Consider the following 16,528-nt stretch of genomic DNA (forward strand, 5'->3'; position numbering starts at 1 on the left):
CGCACGGCGAGGAGGGTTTCGGTCATGACGGATTCGATTGTGGTGACCAAAGAGCTGACCAAGCGGTATGGCACCCATCCGGCGGTGGATCGGGTGGATATGCGGGTGCAGCCGGGTGAGATCTACGGTTTTCTCGGGCCCAACGGCGCGGGCAAGACGACGACGTTGCGGATGCTCGCCGGGTTGATCGCACCGAGCTCCGGCTCGGCAACAGTGCTCGGCCACGCACCGGGCGATCCCGCGGTGGTACGCCGCATCGGCGTGCTGATCGAGGGACCTGGCTTCTATCCGTACCTGTCGGGCCGGGACAACCTGCTGGTCATGGCCCGATACCGGGGGCTGGGACCGGCAGAGGTGACAGAAGCCCTACAGCGGGTGGGCCTGGCCGGGCGGGCCGGCGACCGTTACCGCACCTATTCGCTGGGTATGAAGCAGCGCCTCGGCGTCGGCGCCGCGCTGCTCGGCCGGCCGGATCTGCTGATCCTGGACGAGCCGACCAATGGCCTCGATCCGGCGGGCATGGCGGAAATGCGGTCGCTGATCACGGATCTGGCAGCCGACGGGCACACCGTGCTGTTGTCGAGCCACTTGCTCAGCGAGGTGCAGGAGATCTGCGATCGGGTCGGCGTCATCTCCGGCGGCACATTGCTGGCCGAGTCGACGGTGGCCGAATTGCGTGGCGCCGCATCGTTGCTGGTTCGCGCCGAACCCGCAGGCGTCGCCTTGCCCGCGATCCGTGCGGTGCTCGGCGAGCCGGTGATGCTCACCGCGGCAGGCATCCGGATCGAGGCGGCTGCGGATGCGGCGCCGAAAATCGCCCGCGCCGTGGTCGAATCGGGCGCCGAGCTGCTCGAACTTCGTGTCGATGAGAAATCCCTCGAGGAAGTGTTCTTCGAGATGACCGGTCTGGAGGCAGTGAAATGAGTGTGCGCACCACGGCGGTATCGGATCTGGTCGCCAGTATGCGAGCCGAGCGGCTGCGGCTGACGAAGTGGCCCGCGTTCTGGATCGTTCTCGGCACGTGGATCCTGCTGAACCTGACCTTCGCCTACCTGTTCAACTATCTGGCCTACCGCTCCGGTGAGCAGACCGCGATGTCGGACGGACTACCGAAAGACCAACTGCTGCAGCAGTTGCTGCCCGCCGCCGTGCCGGGGGTGTTCACGCAGGGCATGGCCATGTTCGGCGGTGCGCTGATGCTGATTCTGGGTGCGCTGGCCATCGGCAGCGGCTACGGCTGGGGAACCTGGAAAACCGTGCTCACCCAGGGCCCCTCGCGGATCGTCGCGATCGCGGCGACGCTGGTCTGCCTCGCGGTCGTGGTGGTGGGGCTGGTGGTGGTCGCCTTCGCGGTGGATCTCGGGGTCGCGTCGGTGATCGCGAGTAGCGAATCGCAGCAGCTGGTGCTGCCGTCGGTGCGGCATTCGCTGGACGGGATCCTCAGCGGCAGCCTGATTCTCGGCATGTGGACGCTGGCGGGCGCACTGATCGGGGCGATGGCGCGTGGCCCGGCGCTGGCCGTCGGTCTCGGGCTGGTCTGGGTGCTGGTGGTGGAGAACCTGCTGCGCGGGGTGGCCGGAATCTTCGCTCCGATCGAGGTGGTCACCGATCGGCTGCCCGGTACCGCCGCCGGCTCGCTGGCGGGCGCGATGCGTAGCTCCGATGCTCCGCCGACGCCCGGTGTGCTCGACATCCTGACCCGTGCCGAATCCGTACTGGTGCTGACGACCTACACGGCACTCTTCGTGCTGGCCACGATCTGGCTTATCCGCCGCCGCGATCTGGTCTGACCCTCAGCGCCCGAGCAGGGCGTGCGCGAGCTGGCGCAAGGCCCCGGCGATCTGCGCCGGGGCCAAGCCGCGTGCGCGTTGCTGCTGGTAGACCTCGGCGGCCAGCGGTGCGAGCAGCGCGTCGACCATGGCGTCGGGTTCGTCGACGCCCGCGGCCCGCAGCAGCGAGCGGACATGGGCGAACCAGAACCCGTAGGCGCCGGTCGCGAATCGCGCGCCACCGGTTTCGGCGCCGAGCACCAACTCCGAATGGGCGTCGAGCAGTTCCACCATGGCCGCGTAGAAGGCGGCGAGCCGTTCGGCCGGCGGTGCCCCTGGCCCGAGTGGTGGTTCACCACGCAGGAGCTGTTCTTGCAGGGTGCGTTCGTGCTCGTCGAGCAGTGCGACGGCGATCGAATTCGTATCCGGGTAGCGGCGGTACAGGGTGCCGCGGCCGACGCCCGCGGCTTTGGCGATGTCGTCCATGGTCACCGTGCGCGGATCGCGCGCGGCGAAGAGTTCGGCCGCTGCCGCGAGCACCTTGGCCCGGTTGCGGGCGGCGTCGGCGCGCTCGACGGCGGCACTGCCCGCGCCGCTGGTCAGCAGGTCGGCAGGGGATCTCATGAGCGCGACTGTAGCCCATCCGGATTTATGTGGACAAGGTGTCCACTTATCGCTTACGGTTCTCTTCGTGGATAAGCGGACAGGCTGTCCGCTTGATGGAAGGAATCACATGACCACCCTGCTGCACCTCGACGCGAGCGCCCGCACTCACTCGATCAGCCGCACCCTGAGCGCCGCCTTCGCCGAGGAGTGGCGTGCCGGCAACCCGGACGGCGACTACTGCTACCGCGATCTCGCGCGCGACCCGGTGCCGTTCATCGACCAGGGCTGGACCGAACTGTGCGACCTCGTGCTTGCCAACGGCAGTACCGAGTTGGAGCGCATCGGCGATCTGGCGCACACCCAGGCCCAGCGCGCGGCCTGGGCGCTCACCTGGCCGCTGCTCGCTGAGCTACTCGCCGCCGACGTCGTACTCATCGGCACGCCCATGTACAACTACTCGGTCCCGGCCGCGCTGAAGGCCTGGATCGACCAGGTCGCCTTCCCGCGAATGTCTCTCGGCCACAGGCGATTCGTAGTCACCGCGGCGCGCGGCGGCGCCTACTCGCCTGGTTCACCCAAGGCCGACTACGACCACCAGGAACGTTATCTGCGGGATTTCTTCGCCGGACATTTCGACGTGCGCGATGCGGTGTTCGTGAATGCGGAACTGGCCAATTCTCGGCTCGATCCCGGCCTTGCCCACCTGCGCGCCGAGCATGAGCTGTCTCTTGACCTGGCCCTGAAATCGGTGCGCGAGCTGGCAGGGGAGTACAGATGAACTGGTTGATACTCGGCCTTGCCGGATTGGTGGAAATCGCGTGGTCCCAATCCATCAAGCCGACCGAGAATTTCACCCGGCCGCTGCCGACGCTACTGTGCTTCGCGCTCGGGGCGTGCGCGGTCTACCTGTTGTCGCGGGCCATGCAAACGCTGCCGGTCGGCACCGCGTACGCGGTCTTCACCGGAATCGGCGCGGTCGGCGCGATTGTGCTCGGCATGGTGGTGCATCGTGATCCGTTGAGCGCGGGAAGATTTGTGGCATTGTCGGTGATCGTCGGCGGAATCGTGCTGGCGAAAGCGACCAATCCCGGATGATCGGATCAGCGCCGCGACAAACGGTCCGTCGGGTCCGGGAGCGCGGGTAAGGTCGGTCTGATGGTCGATCAGCATGTGCGTTATCCGGACCTGTCGGCACGGCCTCACGAGCTCACCGTCGAACGGGTCATGACCGCCTCACCGGCATTGTTGTACCTGGCCTGGACCCAGGGCTTCGATATCTGGTTCGCGATCCCCGAATCGGTCCGCATGCGCCCGCAGGTGGGTGAGCCCTTCTACTTCGAAGCCGACAATCAGGGCACGCCCGTCCCGCATTACGGGCGCTTCCTGCGGCTCGAGCCGGACCGCCGCATCGAGCTCGCCTGGGTCACCGGCGAGGGCGGCACCGAGGGCGCGGAAACGGTGGTGCGGGTGGAATTCGTGAAACAGCCGCGCGGCATCCGAATCAAGTTGCGGCACAGCGGGTTCCCGAACCAGGAATCCTGCGATCGGCATCGCGCCGCCTGGCCGGCCGTACTGGAGCAGCTGGACAAACGAACCGCTGCCGCAGTCTGAGCCGTGCGGGTAGGTTCGAGCGGAGAACCTATCGACAACCGATCGTGGAAAGGACTGTGATGCCCACACGTACCGCGCGCACCGCATGGACCGGCGGCCTGCAGGACGGCACCGGACAGGTCGAGCTGGCCAGCTCGGGTGCAGGCAAGTACGACGTGTCGTTCCCGAAGAGGGCCGCCGACAATGCCGACGGCACCACCAGCCCGGAGGAACTGATCGCGGCCGCGCATTCGTCCTGCTACGCGATGGCGTTGTCGGCCGAGATCGGCAATGCCGGCGCCACCCCGCGCAGCCTCGACGTCACCGCCGACGTCACCCTCGGGCCGGACCCGGCAGGCGGCTTCCGCATCAGCGGAATCAAGATCACCGTCCGCGGTCGCGTCGACGGCCTGGACGAGGCCGGTTTCCGCACCGCCGCCGAAGCCGCCAAGGCAGGCTGCCCGGTCAGCAAGGCCCTGGCCGGCGTCGACAACATCAGCCTGGACGCCGCACTGGAGTCCTGAGCCGAGCGCCCGGGTTCCCACCGACGGTATGGGGACCCGGGGCGCTTGCCTGTGCTGCCGATGTCTCGATGCGGATCAGCCCGCGGTAGCGGTCGCGGCCGGTACCCGGGTACTTGTGCGGCCGGCGAACTCGGTGAGCATCGCGTAGCCGAGACCGAGACAGGCCCACAGGGTGGTCGAGACCGCGAGCGAGGAAATCCGGAACTCCCACAGCAGGCTCGCCGGGAAGTCGGCACCCACCTCGTTCACGCCGGGCAGGACGACGTAGCCGATGGTGCCGAGCAGTACGAACGCCGCGACACCCGCGGTCAGTCGCAGGGTATCCGGGCGGCCGGTGAGCAGCTTCCACACATACACACCCGTACCCACGGCGGCCAGGCCGAGCAGCACCGCCGCCAGCCACAGCAGCGTCCGGTCGTTGATCGTCTCCGGATCGCCCACCGCGGGCGGGTTGGCCGGGTATTTGAAGAACGGAACCGCGACGATCGCGGCCCAGCCGCCGACACCGAGCGCGAGCGCGAGTTTCGGCCCGGACAGCGCGGTGTAGCGCCGGGCGATGTGGGCGGCGGCCCCGAAGATCGCGCCGAAGGCCATCCCGGCCAGCCCGAGCGCGAGGAACTGGCCCGCTTGCTGACCGGAGCGGCTGACCAGCGGTTCTTCCTCGCCGCCATGGGTGTGCCCGCCGGCGGGCTGCTCGCCGTGTGAATGACCGCCCGATTCGGCGGCCGCGCCGGCTTCCTCGATGGCGATCGCCGCCTCCACCTTGGGCTCGCCGACGAAATGGCCGACGGTGCCCGCCAGCAGGCCGGCGATCAGGCCGGCCAGCAGACCACGAAGCAACAGAGTGCGCAGCGATCCGATCAGTGGCACGGAAGACCCAGCAGGTGACGTCCGTCGTGCATCAGCTCATGCATGAACATCCCGCTGCGCGAGATGGCGCCCTGATCGAATCCGACCAGGTAGAGCGTGAGCAGGGCGAGCAGAACGACACCGACCGTGATGAGCACGGTGGCCAGGGAATCGGTGACCCGGGCGGATACGCCAGGGGTGTGCACGAAGGCCATCAGAGTCCTCCTTGGGATAAACGCGTCCCGTCGAAGTGGTCGCGAAGGTGCCGGTGTCTGGCTTTCCGGCACCGAACCCGGTGGCTGGAACACAGTGGCGCGACCGCTCCGGATTTGCACCGGATTACCGCGTCACCTACGCGTTTGTCCCTCGAACTGTGACACCCCACAGCGGCCGTCGTCAATATCGGGTGGCGACGGCTGCCGGGTGGAAGGGGACGTCAGCCCGCGGCGGCGGCCTTGCCCGCGACGTCGAGCACGACCTCGAATTCGAGCAGCGAGGCACCGGTGGCGACCGGCTTCTGCTGCTGGCCCGCATGCGCTTCGCGAGCCGGGCCGTCGCGCCAGGCGGCGAAGGATTCTTCCGAATCCCATTGCGTCACCACGAAGTACCGGTTCTCGCCCGCGGTCGGACGCAGCAGCTGGAAGCCGAGGAAGCCCGGCGAGTTCTCCACCGCGTGCGCCCGGTGGGCGAAGCGCTTCTCCAGCTCGGGGCCCGCGCCCTCGGGAACTTCGATCGCATTGATCTTCACAACAGACATGCCACGATTGTGCCCCTTCTCCCCGCGGCCGCAGGCAGGTGCGACCGGTGTCACCGTCGGGTGCGGCACAATCGCGGACGTGTTGTACGACGAAGGCGGGACGGGCACGCCGCTGCTGCTGTTGCACGGCCTGATGGGCAGCGCCCGCACCTGGCGCGATCACCTGGACTGGTTGCGCGGTTTCGGCCACGTGTACACCTTCGACGCCGCCGGCCACGGCCGACCGGCCCCGGCCGAGCTGAACACCGAGGCTTTCGTCGCCGATCTCGCGGCAGCGACCGCGTCCATCGCCGAGCCGATGGTGGTGATCGGGCATTCGATGGGCGGACTGCACGCCTGGATGTTCGCCGCGCAGTTCCCCGAACGGGTGAAAGCGCTGGTGGTCGAGGATATGGCGCCCGATTTCACCGGCCGCACCGCCGCACATTGGGCGGCCATGATCGAGGCCTGGCCGCAGCCGTTCCCGGACGAGCAGGCGGTGCTCGACTTCTTCGGCCCGGTCGCCGGACGCTACTTCCTCGCCTCCTTCGACCACGGTCCCGACGGCTACCGCCTGCACGGCTCGGTCGCCACCTTCCGCGATATCTCCGAGGAGTGGGGCACCAGGGATTTCTGGACCCAGTGGCGCACGATCGGCGTGCCCGCCCTGCTGATCGAGGGCGAGCACACCATCACCCCGCCGGGCCAGATGCGGGCGATGGCGCAGGCGCACCCCGGGGCGGAGTATGTGCTGGTCCCGGATGCCGGTCATCTGGTGCACGACGATCAGCCCGAGCGCTATCGGGCCGAGGTGAGCGAATTCCTGAGCCGCGTGCTCGGCGGGGGATTCGGGGCCGGCCGCAGCCGAGGTCCGGACCGCTGATGGGTCAGTGAGGTCAGCTGCCGGGTTCGATGTGCCCGGCCTCGCCCGCCAGCGCGAACAGCCCATCGGCGGTCTGCTCGATCAGCCCGTCCACCAGCAGCGAATCCAGCGCCCGATCGCGCTGGTCCGGATCGCGGGTCCAGGCCATATCCAGCCGCACCCGCTCGACCGGCCCGGACGCATCTCTGAGCACATCCATCAGCCGGCCTCGCGCCTGCCGATCGGTGCCCTCGTACTTCTGCGTGCGCCGCACCACCTGCGACGCGGGCTTGCCTGCCTCGTTCCACGCGCAACGGGGTAGCGGGCACTCACCGCAGACCGGGGAGCGGGCCGTGCAGATCAGGGCGCCCAGTTCCATCAGCGCCGCGGAGAACGTCGCCGCGCGGGGCGCCGACGCGGGCAGCAGCGCCTCGGTCTCGCGCAGGTCCCTGGCCGACGGGTTACCGGCATCGGCGCGGCCGTGCACCGCCCGCGCGACCACCCGGCGAACGTTGGTGTCCACCACCGGAACTCGCTGACCGTAGGCGAAACACGCGACGGCGCGGGCGGTGTAATCGCCGATGCCCGGAAGCCCGAGCAGCACCTCGACGTCCTCGGGCACCCGATCATCGTGCTCACTCGCCAGCACCCGCGCGCATTCGTGCAGTCGCAGCGCCCGGCGCGGATAGCCGAGCTTGCCCCACGCCCGCAGCACCTCCGCCTGCGATGACGCCGCCATGGCCGAGGGCACCGGCCAGCGCGCCACCCATTCCCGCCAGATCGGCTCGACCCGCGCCACCGGTGTCTGCTGGAGCATGATCTCGCTCATCAGGATCTGCCAGGCGCTCACGCCGGGGTGCCGCCAGGGCAGATCTCGCGCGGTCACCCGGTACCAGTCCAGCAGGGCGTCCGGGTCCACTGTGCCTGTCACTGGCGTCGTACTCACCTGCTGCTCACCGCGCTCGTTCGGGCCTGGCCAGACGGTGTCAACGACCTCGTAACGGGAACCGACTCGTCGGTAACACTCGAACTGTGCAAAATGGACACATGCCTCAGTCGAACCCGATCAGCGCCTGGAAGTCCCTCCGCGACGGTAACGACCGTTTCGTCAACGGCACGTTGCAGCATCCTAATCAGGGAGCGGCGGATCGAGCCAAGCTCGTCGGCGGTCAGCACCCGACCGCCATCCTCTTCGGCTGCGGTGATTCCCGCGTGGCCGCGGAAATCATCTTCGACCAGGGTCTCGGCGACATGTTCGTGGTGCGTACCGCCGGTCACGTCGTCGACTCGTCGGTGCTCGGCTCCATCGAATACGGCGTGCAGGTCCTCAACGTGCCGCTGATCGTCGTGTTCGGCCATGACAGCTGTGGCGCGGTGAAGGCCACCCTCGACGCCCTCGACGGCGGCGAGGTCCCCGGCGGATTCATCCGCAGCCTGGTCGAGCGCGTCACCCCGTCGGTGCTGCAGGGCCGTCGCGAAGGACTGTCCACCGTCGACGAGCTCGAAGCGCGCCACGTCCAGGAGACCGCCGAGCTGCTGCGTCAGCGCTCCTCGATCATCGCCGACCGGGTCGCCAAGGGGCAGCTCGCCATCGCGTGTGTCACCTACACACTGGCCGACGGCAAGGCCAAGCTGCACAGCTCGATCGGTGACATCGGCGAGGTCGCCTGAGCCACGAACGCTCACATACGCGCAGCTCTCGGTGGGTGCGCGGGGCGTCGCCGACACGGTTGACGCCCCGACACGCCGTGCCCCTGAGTTGCTGTGCCGAGCGGTGCGCTTACCGTTGACTCGTGCTGGAACCGAATGGACCGCTGCCTCCGGAGATCTATTGGCGGCGACGTGTTTTTGCCATCGGCGTGCTGGTCGTCGCGCTCGTGCTGGTGATCTGGCTGGTGGTCGCGGTATCGCGGGGCGGGGATTCGCCCGGCGATACCCAGGCGGCGGCGACGTCGTCGACCGAGACGAACAAGCCGGCGGGCCAGGCCTCGACGAAGAAGGAATCCGCGGCCGAGTCGTCCACACCGTCCGGCTCCGGCACCCCGAGCAGCGGCGCGCCGGTAGCCGCCGGCCAGTGCTCGGACCAGTCGCTCGCGGTGAAGGTGACCGTCGCCCAGCCCACCTACCGGGTGGGTGAGCAGCCGGTCTTCGGCATCGTCATCACCAATATCTCCGCCGACCCGTGCACCCGCGATACGGGGTCGGGGCTCCAGCAGGTCTCCGTGCACACCCTCGACGGCCAGCGACGGCTGTGGGCAAGCACCGATTGCTACCCCGACGGCGAGCCCGATGTGCGCACCTTGCAGCCGGGCGAGCAGGCCGCCTTCACCGTCACCTGGACCGGCGCGACCTCGCAGCCGGAATGCGCGGGGGAGCGGGTGCAGGTGCCCGCGGGCGCGTACACCGTGGTCGCGCAGTTGGGTGCGATCCGCAGCGCGCCGGAGCCGTTCAACATCGCCTAGGCCGGTCAGCCTCTGCCCTTGCCGAGCCCGGCCATCCGGATCGCGCCGCGCAACGACGTCGCCTCGATCAATTTCATCGGCGTCGATTTCGCATCGGTTCCCGGCGGCACGATCGCGGTGGTGAACCCGAGCCGCTCGGCTTCGGCGAGACGCCGGGCGGTCGCGGTGACTCTGCGGACTTCACCGGCCAGGCCCACCTCGCCGAGGATCACCCAGCCGGGCTCGATGGCGGTATCGCGTGCGGAACTGGCGATGGCCAGCGCCACCGCGAGGTCGGCGGCGGGTTCGACCAAACGCATACCGCCCACGGTCGCCGCGTAGATGTCCTGCTTTCCGACATAGAACCCGCAGCGGCTCTGCAAGACCGCCAGAATCATCGCGACCCGGTTGTAGTCCAGCCCGCTCACCGCGCGCCGCGGCGCGGGCACCTGGGTGTCGACGGTCAGGCCCTGCACCTCGCCCACCAGCGGGCGTTTGCCGTCCAGCGCCACCGTGACCGCGGTACCGGGTACCGAATCGGTGCGGTGGTGCAGAAACAGCCCCGACGGGTCGGCGACGCCGGTGATGCCGTCGTCGTGCAGTTCGAAACAGCCCACCTCGTCGGCGCTGCCGAAGCGGTTCTTGATGCCGCGCACCATCCGCAGCGTGGAGTTCTTGTCGCCCTCGAACTGCAACACCACATCCACCAGGTGTTCGAGAGTGCGTGGACCGGCGACCGCGCCGTCCTTGGTGACATGCCCGACCAGCAGCACGGCGATCCCACTGGATTTCGCCAGCGAGGTGAGCGCCGCCGTCACCGCGCGCACCTGGGTGACGCCGCCGATCACGCCGTCGGTGTCCGGTGCGAGCATGGTCTGCACCGAGTCGACCACCAGCAGCGTCGGCCGCACCTGCTCGACGTGTCCGAGCACGATCGACAGATCCGATTCCGCCGCCAGATACACCCGCTCGTGCACCGCCCCGGTGCGGTCGGCCCGCAACCGTACCTGCCCGGCCGACTCCTCGGCGGTCACATACAGGGCGCGCTCGTCACGAGCGGCCGCCCACCGATGGGCGACCTCGAGCAACAGCGTCGACTTGCCGACCCCCGGCTCGCCCGACAGCAACACCACCGACCCGGCGACCACACCTCCGCCGAGCACCCGGTCCAGTTCCGCGACACCCGTGGACCGGGCCGCGGTGAGCTGGGAATCGACCTGCGAGATCGGCGAGGCGGCCGTACTCGGCAGCATGGCCCGCCGTCCGGCGGGCGCCGCTACCGAGGGCGCGATCTCCTCCACGGTGCCCCAGGCTCCGCAGTCGGGACATTTGCCCACCCATTTGGCGACCTCGTGCCCGCACGCGGAGCACTGGAACACCGGCTTGCTCTTTGCCACACGCGCACCCTACGCATCCGCACCGACACCGCAGGCCCGCAACTGCGAACGGCCGCCGCATCCGAGGACGCGACGGCCGTTGCGCGGTAGATCAGGGAGCTCAGTGCCCGCCCTTGGCGCCGCCCTCGCTCGCGCGCGACAGGTCGGATTCGTGGCGCTCGGCCACGGTGCCCGCGTCGACCGGCACCTGCATCTGCACGGTGCCGTTCTCCTTGAAGTCGAAGGTCACCGTGTAGGTCAGGCCGGGGGTGATGTCCTTGGTCAGACCGGTGATCTCGATGCGCGCCGGATCGGCCTCGGGATCTTCGCCCTCGGCGGCGGCCGGGGCCGCGGTGGTGGTCGGCGCGGCGGTGGTGGTCTGGGTGCCGTGCTGCTCATCGGAGCTGCCGTGCTCGTCGGAGGAACCGTGCTCGCCCGCGGCGGCGGTGGCGTCGGCGCCCGCGGCCACGACGGTCTGCTGTGGCTTCAGCTTCAGCGTCGAACCACCGTCGGGGGCGGTGATCTTCACTTCGCCCAGGTCGGTGCTGATCTTGGTGAGCTCGTCGGCGGTGGTCTCGCTGGTGTTGACGAACGACAGCGCAAGCACCGCCTTGCCGCCCGTGGCGTTGGTGTGCTCGCCGCTGGGCGGGTAGACGATGTGCACGTTGCGCAGCGAGATCTTGCCGACGTCGGCATGGTTGCCGTTGATCGCGGCCACCTGGTCGGCGGTCTGCGAGATCTGGCCGGCGCTGCAGCCGGTCAGGGCGAGCGCCGCGCCGGCCGCGAGGGCGGCAACCATCGCCATGCGACGCCGCGGGGTCGTACCTGCCGCCGGGGCGGTCACAGCTTTCAGGGCAGTCACGGGTTGTCCTCCATGTCGAGCGGGCTCACTCCAACTAGGGACTGTAGTAGTTGGCCGGGAGTACCGGGCGCGCGGGGAGTATGTGTCGGGTCCGGATCACCGGCACGCGTGCAGGCGCGGACGCGGGCGCCCGGCCGCGCGTAGGTTCGTGCGGGCGACGCGCGGAAGCGTTGTCTCGGGGTGATCACGATTCGCGGTTGTGCGCGCGGCTGTGCGCAGTGCTACTGTCCCGCTGGGTTTCCCGGCGCTGGAAGTGCCAGGAGGTAACTCGTTCTGGCACAACGCAATGCACATCCCGCTGATTCTGTCAAGCCCCGAGGTCGGCCCGTTGTGGCCCTGACCTGCACAGTTGATCGCGCCGTTACCGAGCCGCATGTTAAACTGTGAACATCGAAAGGGGCACGGGACACATGATTTTTAAGGTCGGAGACACCGTCGTTTACCCCCACCACGGAGCGGCGCTGATCGAAGCTATCGAGACTCGCACCATCAAGGGTGAGCAGAAAGAGTATCTGGTCCTGAAGGTCGCCCAGGGTGACCTGACTGTTCGGGTTCCCGCAGAGAATGCGGAATACGTCGGCGTCCGCGACGTCGTCGGGCAGGAAGGTCTCGATCGGGTTTTCCAGGTGCTACGTGCGCCACATACGGAAGAGCCGACCAACTGGTCCCGCCGCTACAAGGCCAACCTGGAGAAACTCGCCTCCGGCGATGTGAACAAGGTGGCCGAGGTCGTCCGCGATCTGTGGCGTCGGGAGCAGGACCGCGGTTTGTCCGCGGGCGAGAAGCGGATGCTGGCGAAGGCCCGGCAGATCCTCGTCGGTGAGCTGGCGCTCGCCGAGGGAACCGATGACGGCAAGGCCGAGACGCTGCTCGACGAGGTTCTCGCAGCGGCTTCCTGACCGTGAACAGCTCTGACGGCCGCGTGGTCGCGTTGGTGCCTGCCGCCGGCCGTGGCGTGCGCCTGGGTGAATCGACACCCAAGGCGTTCGTCGCGGTCGGCGGTACACCTATGCTCAGATCCGCCGTCGATGGGCTGCTCGCCTCGAACGTCGTCGACGAGATAATTGTCATGGTTCCGGCCGAACTGGTAGAGACCGCAGTTGCCCTCCTGCCGTCCTCCGCGCCGGTTCGCGTCGTCGCCGGCGGGGCCGAACGCACCGATTCGGTCCGTGCCGGGATCGCGGCCGCCCCGCATGCGGCCTACTACCTCGTCCACGACGCCGCCCGCGCGCTCACCCCACCCGATCTGATCGCCAGGGTGGCCGCTGAGCTGCGCGCCGGGCACTCGGCCGTGGTGCCGGCGCTAGCGGTCGTCGACACGGTCAAATCGGTGGACGAGCACGGGATCGTCACCGGAACGCCCGACCGATCCGGCCTGCGCGCCATCCAGACCCCGCAGGGATTCGCGGCCGATTTGCTGCGCGCGGCGTATGCCGCCGACGTCGCCGCCACCGACGACGCCGGGCTGGTCGAACGCCTCGGCCATCCGGTCCGCACGGTGCCGGGCGATCCACTGGCTTTCAAGATCACCACCCCGCTCGACCTGCGCCTGGCCGAGGCCGTACTGGCCGGCGCCGAGCTACCCGCGGCGGGGGTCCGATGACCATGCGCGTCGGCATCGGCAGCGATGTCCATCCCATCGAACCCGGCCGGCCGTGCTGGATGGCCGGGCTGCTCTTCGACGGCGACGACGGCTGCGCGGGCCACTCCGACGGCGACGTCGCCGCGCACGCCCTCTGCGACGCCCTGCTCTCGGCCGCAGGCCTCGGTGACGTCGGCGCCGTCTTCGGCACCGGGCGCCCGGAATGGGCGGGCGTTTCCGGCGCCGCCATGCTGAAAGAAGTGCGCCGGCTCCTCGACGAGGCCGGATACGACGTGGTCAACGCGGCGGTCCAGGTGATCGGCAACCGCCCCAAGATCGGCCCGCGCCGGGCCGAGGCGCAGCAGGTCCTCGGCGATCTGCTGGGCGCCCCGGTGTCGGTATCGGGCACCACCACCGATGGTCTCGGGCTCACCGGACGCGGTGAAGGCGTCGCCGCCATGGCGACCGCTCTGCTGCACTGTCGTTAGACCAGCCCTCCGACCGCCCGCCGGACCGGCCGGGACCGGTCGGAACTTCGAGACTCCGCCCGCAGCGCAACCCCATATACCAGCTAGGATCGACTGCCGTGACTCTGCGCCTATTCGACACCGAGACGCGGACCATGCGTGATTTCACGCCACTGGTCCCCGGCCATGCCTCGGTGTACCTGTGTGGCGCCACCGTGCAAGGTGAACCGCACATCGGACATGTGCGCAGCGGCGTCGCCTTCGATGTCTTGCGCCGCTGGCTCACCGCCAACGGCCACGATGTCGCGTTCATCCGCAATGTCACCGATATCGACGACAAGATCTTGAACAAGGCCGCCGCCGCGGGCAGGCCCTGGTGGGAGTGGGCGGCGACCCACGAACGCGCCTTCGACGAGGCGTATCGGCAGCTCGGTGTGCTGCCGCCCTCGGCCGAACCGCGCGCCACCGGCCACATCACCCAGATGGTCGAGCTCATGCAGCGGCTGATCGACCGCGGGCACGCCTACGCCTCGGCGGGCAACGTCTACTTCGATGTGGTCAGCTTCCCCGAGTACGGCGCGCTGTCCGGGCACCGTCTCGACGACGTGCACCAGGGCGAGAGCGCCGGCGAGGGCAAACGCGATCCGCGCGATTTCACCCTGTGGAAGGCCGCGAAACCGGGCGAGCCCACCTGGCCCTCGCCGTGGGGTCCCGGGCGGCCGGGCTGGCATCTGGAGTGCTCGGCGATGGCCGAGTTCTACCTCGGTTCGTCGTTCGACATCCATTGCGGCGGAATGGATCTGGTCTTCCCGCATCACGAGAACGAGATCGCCCAGTCCAAGGCGGCCGGTGACGGTTTCGCGCAGTACTGGCTGCACAACGGCTGGGTCACCCTCGGCGGCGAGAAGATGGCGAAATCGCTCGGCAATACGCTCTCGGTGCCGAATGTGCTCAAGCAGGTCCGGGCCGTTGAGCTGCGGTTCTACCTCGGTGGCGCGCACTACCGGTCGATGCTCGAGTACTCCGAGAAGGCCCTGCACGACGCCGCGCAGACCTATCAGCGCATCGAGGCTTTCGTGCAGCGCGTGGTCGAACGCGGCGGTGACGTGCCGGTCGGCAAGTGGACCGATGCGTTCGCCGCGGCGCTCGACGAAGACCTCGCGGTGCCGAAGGCGCTGGCCGAAATCCACCACATGGTGCACGAAGGCAACAAGGCGCTCGACGCTGGCGTGCTCGAGACCGCGCGCGAGCATGCGAGCCAGGTACGCGGCATGCTGGCCATTCTCGGGGTCGATCCGCTGGATCCGCAGTGGTACACCCCCGGTGATTCCTCCGCGGCGACCGCCGCGCTCGATGTGCTGGTGACCGCCGAACTCGAACGGCGTCAGCAGGCGCGTGCCGACAAGGACTGGGCGACCGCCGACGCGGTGCGCGACCGGTTGCACGCCGCGGGTGTCGAAGTCACCGATACCCCCAACGGCCCGGAATGGTCGCTGGTCACCCCACAGCCAGGAAAGGCCGACTGATGGCAGGCAATTCGCAGCGCCGAGGCGCTGTCCGCAAGGGCGGAACCAAGAAGGGCCAGGTTGTCGGATCCGGCGGCAAGCGCAGGCGCGGGCTGGAGGGCCGTGGCGCCACGCCGCCGGCCGAGGCGCGCAAGTACCACCCGGCGGCCAAGCGGGCCGCCGCGAAAGCCAAAGCGGCGCAAGCGGGTTCGGGCGGTCGCCAGACTCGCACGGCCGGTCGCAAGAGCGATGACGGCCCGGAGATGGTGCTCGGGCGCAACCCCGTCGTCGAATGCCTGCGCGCCGGTGTGCCGGCGACCGCGCTGTACGTGGCGGTCGGCACCGAGAACGATGAGCGGCTGACCGAGAGCGTCCGGATCGCCGCCGACACCGGCATTTCCATTCTGGAAGTTCCACGCACCGACCTGGATCGGCTCAGCGCCAACGGATTGCATCAGGGCCTTGCCCTCCAGGTGCCGCCCTACCGTTACGCGCACCCCGACGACCTGGCCGAACGGGTCCGCGATTCGGGGCAGGCCGCGTTGATCGTCGCGCTGGACAACATCTCCGATCCGCGCAATCTCGGCGCGGTGATCCGCTCTGTCGCCGCCTTCGGTGGTCAGGGCGTGGTGATCCCGCAGCGGCGTAGTGCCAGCGTCACGGCGGTGGCGTGGCGCACCAGTGCGGGTGCCGCGGCCCGGCTGCCCGTCGCGCGCGCCACGAACCTGACGCGCACGCTGAAGGATTTCGCGGCCAGGGGCTATCAGATCGTCGGCCTGGACGCCGGCGGCGACACCACCCTCGACGAATTCGACGGCACCGCACCGACGGTGATCGTGGTCGGCTCCGAGGGCAAGGGCCTGTCGCGACTGGTCCGCGAGAGCTGTGACGCGATTCTGAGCATCCCGATGGCGGGGCCGGTGGAGTCGCTCAATGCCTCCGTGGCCGCGGGTGTGGTGCTCGCGGAAGTGGCCCGTCAGCGCCGAGCCTGAATCCGTGCACGAAACGCCGCGCGGCCGCGACACCCGGTAAAGAACGCGCAAAGGCGCCTTACCCCCGTACAATTCGGCTCGTGGTGATACCCAATCAGCCCATCGGTCAGACGATCGAGCACCCGCGGGCGACCATGGTGCTGGTGCTCGGCGCCGCGAGTCTGATGTGCTGTGGGGTCCTCGGGCCGGTGGCCTGGGCGCTGGGCAAACAGGCGCTCGACCAGATCAACGATTCCGGCGGTGCGTTGAGTGGCCGCGCGCAGGTGATGGTCGGCTACATCCTCGGCGTCATCGGCACCATCATGATGATCATCTGGGCGCTGCTGTTCCTGCTGATCCTGCTGGGCGGCAACGCCTAGCGGGGATC

Annotated in this window: 22 protein-coding genes and 1 riboswitch; of the genes, 15 read left to right on the top strand and 7 right to left on the bottom strand. The window is 68.9% G+C overall.

Going from position 1 to position 16,528, the window contains the following annotated elements:
* The first annotated feature begins 24 nt into the window (after window positions 1-24).
* Together RJ05_RS02090 and RJ05_RS02095 are read left to right on the top strand one after the other, a co-directional pair.
* Window positions 25-924, top strand: a complete 900-nt coding sequence (locus RJ05_RS02090; RefSeq protein WP_036532469.1) for an ABC transporter ATP-binding protein — start codon at window positions 25-27, stop codon at window positions 922-924.
* Window positions 921-1,790 carry an ABC transporter permease gene (locus RJ05_RS02095; RefSeq protein ID WP_036532471.1) on the top strand — a complete coding sequence of 290 codons (870 nt, stop codon included), beginning with the start codon at window positions 921-923 and terminating at the stop codon, window positions 1,788-1,790. The genes RJ05_RS02090 and RJ05_RS02095 overlap by 4 nt, the downstream gene beginning before the upstream one ends.
* Window positions 1,791-1,793: 3 nt before the next feature.
* On the opposite strand, the gene RJ05_RS02100 is transcribed toward RJ05_RS02095, so the two are convergent.
* A complete protein-coding gene (locus RJ05_RS02100; RefSeq protein ID WP_051016110.1) occupies window positions 1,794-2,393 on the bottom strand; it encodes a TetR/AcrR family transcriptional regulator in 600 nt (199 codons plus the stop codon).
* Between the two features lie 109 nt (window positions 2,394-2,502).
* On the opposite strand from RJ05_RS02100, the gene RJ05_RS02105 reads away from it, so the two are divergent.
* The 4 genes from RJ05_RS02105 to RJ05_RS02120 are packed head-to-tail and all read left to right on the top strand — an operon-like array spanning window position 2,503 to window position 4,489.
* Window positions 2,503-3,153 carry an FMN-dependent NADH-azoreductase gene (locus RJ05_RS02105; RefSeq protein WP_036532476.1) on the top strand — a complete coding sequence of 217 codons (651 nt, stop codon included), beginning with the start codon at window positions 2,503-2,505 and terminating at the stop codon, window positions 3,151-3,153.
* A complete protein-coding gene (locus RJ05_RS02110) occupies window positions 3,150-3,470 on the top strand; it encodes a DMT family transporter (RefSeq protein ID WP_036532479.1) in 321 nt (106 codons plus the stop codon). The genes RJ05_RS02105 and RJ05_RS02110 overlap by 4 nt, the downstream gene beginning before the upstream one ends.
* A gap of 60 nt (window positions 3,471-3,530) precedes the next feature.
* Window positions 3,531-3,986, top strand: coding sequence for an SRPBCC family protein (locus tag RJ05_RS02115; RefSeq protein WP_036532481.1), 456 nt, complete (start codon window positions 3,531-3,533; stop codon window positions 3,984-3,986).
* A 59-nt stretch (window positions 3,987-4,045) separates the two neighbouring features.
* Entirely contained in the window at window positions 4,046-4,489 is a 444-nt protein-coding gene (locus RJ05_RS02120) for an OsmC family peroxiredoxin (protein WP_036532483.1), read from the top strand.
* A gap of 75 nt (window positions 4,490-4,564) precedes the next feature.
* Here the strand turns inward: RJ05_RS02120 and RJ05_RS02125 are convergent, their stop codons facing one another.
* The 3 genes from RJ05_RS02125 to RJ05_RS02135 all read right to left on the bottom strand — a co-directional run bounded on the left by RJ05_RS02125 (window position 4,565) and on the right by RJ05_RS02135 (window position 6,095).
* Entirely contained in the window at window positions 4,565-5,359 is a 795-nt protein-coding gene (locus RJ05_RS02125) for a CbtA family protein (protein WP_036532486.1), read from the bottom strand.
* Window positions 5,350-5,553: a CbtB domain-containing protein gene (locus RJ05_RS02130; protein ID WP_014348729.1), complete on the bottom strand. Its 204-nt coding sequence runs from the start codon at window positions 5,551-5,553 to the stop codon at window positions 5,350-5,352. The genes RJ05_RS02125 and RJ05_RS02130 overlap by 10 nt, the downstream gene beginning before the upstream one ends.
* 31 nt (window positions 5,554-5,584) lie before the next feature.
* A riboswitch (cobalamin riboswitch) is annotated at window positions 5,585-5,737 on the bottom strand.
* 37 nt (window positions 5,738-5,774) lie between these two features.
* The gene (locus RJ05_RS02135; RefSeq protein ID WP_036532488.1) at window positions 5,775-6,095 is read right to left on the bottom strand and encodes an antibiotic biosynthesis monooxygenase family protein; all 321 of its coding nucleotides are present in this window, start codon (window positions 6,093-6,095) and stop codon (window positions 5,775-5,777) included.
* A 79-nt stretch (window positions 6,096-6,174) separates the two neighbouring features.
* Here RJ05_RS02135 and RJ05_RS02140 point away from each other — a divergent pair, with 79 nt between their 5' ends.
* Window positions 6,175-6,957, top strand: a complete 783-nt coding sequence (locus tag RJ05_RS02140; RefSeq protein ID WP_051016121.1) for an alpha/beta fold hydrolase — start codon at window positions 6,175-6,177, stop codon at window positions 6,955-6,957.
* 13 nt (window positions 6,958-6,970) lie between these two features.
* Here the strand turns inward: RJ05_RS02140 and RJ05_RS02145 are convergent, their stop codons facing one another.
* A complete protein-coding gene (locus tag RJ05_RS02145) occupies window positions 6,971-7,867 on the bottom strand; it encodes an iron-sulfur binding domain-containing protein (RefSeq protein WP_036532490.1) in 897 nt (298 codons plus the stop codon).
* 116 nt (window positions 7,868-7,983) lie between these two features.
* On the opposite strand from RJ05_RS02145, the gene RJ05_RS02150 reads away from it, so the two are divergent.
* Both RJ05_RS02150 and RJ05_RS02155 read left to right on the top strand, forming a co-directional pair.
* The gene (locus RJ05_RS02150; protein ID WP_036532492.1) at window positions 7,984-8,607 is read left to right on the top strand and encodes a carbonic anhydrase; all 624 of its coding nucleotides are present in this window, start codon (window positions 7,984-7,986) and stop codon (window positions 8,605-8,607) included.
* Window positions 8,608-8,729: 122 nt separating this feature from the next.
* The gene (locus RJ05_RS02155) at window positions 8,730-9,398 is read left to right on the top strand and encodes a DUF4232 domain-containing protein (protein WP_036532494.1); all 669 of its coding nucleotides are present in this window, start codon (window positions 8,730-8,732) and stop codon (window positions 9,396-9,398) included.
* A gap of 5 nt (window positions 9,399-9,403) precedes the next feature.
* Here RJ05_RS02155 and radA read toward each other — a convergent pair whose 3' ends face one another.
* Both radA and RJ05_RS02165 read right to left on the bottom strand, forming a co-directional pair.
* Window positions 9,404-10,774: a DNA repair protein RadA gene (gene radA / locus RJ05_RS02160; protein ID WP_036532495.1), complete on the bottom strand. Its 1,371-nt coding sequence runs from the start codon at window positions 10,772-10,774 to the stop codon at window positions 9,404-9,406.
* A gap of 100 nt (window positions 10,775-10,874) precedes the next feature.
* The gene (locus RJ05_RS02165; RefSeq protein ID WP_425295939.1) at window positions 10,875-11,615 is read right to left on the bottom strand and encodes a copper chaperone PCu(A)C domain-containing protein; all 741 of its coding nucleotides are present in this window, start codon (window positions 11,613-11,615) and stop codon (window positions 10,875-10,877) included.
* 410 nt (window positions 11,616-12,025) lie between these two features.
* Here RJ05_RS02165 and carD point away from each other — a divergent pair, with 410 nt between their 5' ends.
* From carD to RJ05_RS02195, 6 genes are all read left to right on the top strand, one after another.
* Window positions 12,026-12,514: an RNA polymerase-binding transcription factor CarD gene (gene carD, locus RJ05_RS02170; protein ID WP_011206964.1), complete on the top strand. Its 489-nt coding sequence runs from the start codon at window positions 12,026-12,028 to the stop codon at window positions 12,512-12,514.
* Between the two features lie 2 nt (window positions 12,515-12,516).
* A complete protein-coding gene (ispD, locus tag RJ05_RS02175; RefSeq protein ID WP_036532497.1) occupies window positions 12,517-13,218 on the top strand; it encodes a 2-C-methyl-D-erythritol 4-phosphate cytidylyltransferase in 702 nt (233 codons plus the stop codon).
* A gap of 2 nt (window positions 13,219-13,220) precedes the next feature.
* Complete coding sequence (gene ispF / locus RJ05_RS02180) at window positions 13,221-13,685, top strand: 2-C-methyl-D-erythritol 2,4-cyclodiphosphate synthase (protein WP_036532498.1); 465 nt, start codon at window positions 13,221-13,223, stop codon at window positions 13,683-13,685.
* A 98-nt stretch (window positions 13,686-13,783) separates the two neighbouring features.
* Complete coding sequence (gene cysS / locus RJ05_RS02185) at window positions 13,784-15,190, top strand: cysteine--tRNA ligase (RefSeq protein ID WP_036532499.1); 1,407 nt, start codon at window positions 13,784-13,786, stop codon at window positions 15,188-15,190.
* Window positions 15,190-16,161 carry a 23S rRNA (guanosine(2251)-2'-O)-methyltransferase RlmB gene (gene rlmB / locus RJ05_RS02190; protein WP_036532501.1) on the top strand — a complete coding sequence of 324 codons (972 nt, stop codon included), beginning with the start codon at window positions 15,190-15,192 and terminating at the stop codon, window positions 16,159-16,161. The genes cysS and rlmB overlap by 1 nt, the downstream gene beginning before the upstream one ends.
* Window positions 16,162-16,241: 80 nt before the next feature.
* Window positions 16,242-16,520 (top strand): DUF4190 domain-containing protein, encoded by a 279-nt coding sequence (locus RJ05_RS02195; RefSeq protein ID WP_036532503.1) that lies wholly within the window; start codon window positions 16,242-16,244, stop codon window positions 16,518-16,520.
* Window positions 16,521-16,528 lie beyond the last annotated feature (8 nt).

This window comes from Nocardia cyriacigeorgica NBRC 100375 (assembly GCF_000308555.1).
Lineage (GTDB): Bacteria > Actinomycetota > Actinomycetes > Mycobacteriales > Mycobacteriaceae > Nocardia > Nocardia cyriacigeorgica.

Coding starts and splice junctions, on each gene's coding strand:
- RJ05_RS02090 (WP_036532469.1), top strand. CDS start 25: ATGACGGATTCGATTGTGGTGACCAAAGAGCTGACCAAGCGGTATGGC.
- RJ05_RS02095 (WP_036532471.1), top strand. CDS start 921: ATGAGTGTGCGCACCACGGCGGTATCGGATCTGGTCGCCAGTATGCGA.
- RJ05_RS02100 (WP_051016110.1), bottom strand. CDS start 2,393: ATGAGATCCCCTGCCGACCTGCTGACCAGCGGCGCGGGCAGTGCCGCC.
- RJ05_RS02105 (WP_036532476.1), top strand. CDS start 2,503: ATGACCACCCTGCTGCACCTCGACGCGAGCGCCCGCACTCACTCGATC.
- RJ05_RS02110 (WP_036532479.1), top strand. CDS start 3,150: ATGAACTGGTTGATACTCGGCCTTGCCGGATTGGTGGAAATCGCGTGG.
- RJ05_RS02115 (WP_036532481.1), top strand. CDS start 3,531: ATGGTCGATCAGCATGTGCGTTATCCGGACCTGTCGGCACGGCCTCAC.
- RJ05_RS02120 (WP_036532483.1), top strand. CDS start 4,046: ATGCCCACACGTACCGCGCGCACCGCATGGACCGGCGGCCTGCAGGAC.
- RJ05_RS02130 (WP_014348729.1), bottom strand. CDS start 5,553: ATGGCCTTCGTGCACACCCCTGGCGTATCCGCCCGGGTCACCGATTCC.
- RJ05_RS02135 (WP_036532488.1), bottom strand. CDS start 6,095: ATGTCTGTTGTGAAGATCAATGCGATCGAAGTTCCCGAGGGCGCGGGC.
- RJ05_RS02150 (WP_036532492.1), top strand. CDS start 7,984: ATGCCTCAGTCGAACCCGATCAGCGCCTGGAAGTCCCTCCGCGACGGT.
- carD (WP_011206964.1), top strand. CDS start 12,026: ATGATTTTTAAGGTCGGAGACACCGTCGTTTACCCCCACCACGGAGCG.
- ispF (WP_036532498.1), top strand. CDS start 13,221: ATGCGCGTCGGCATCGGCAGCGATGTCCATCCCATCGAACCCGGCCGG.
- rlmB (WP_036532501.1), top strand. CDS start 15,190: ATGGCAGGCAATTCGCAGCGCCGAGGCGCTGTCCGCAAGGGCGGAACC.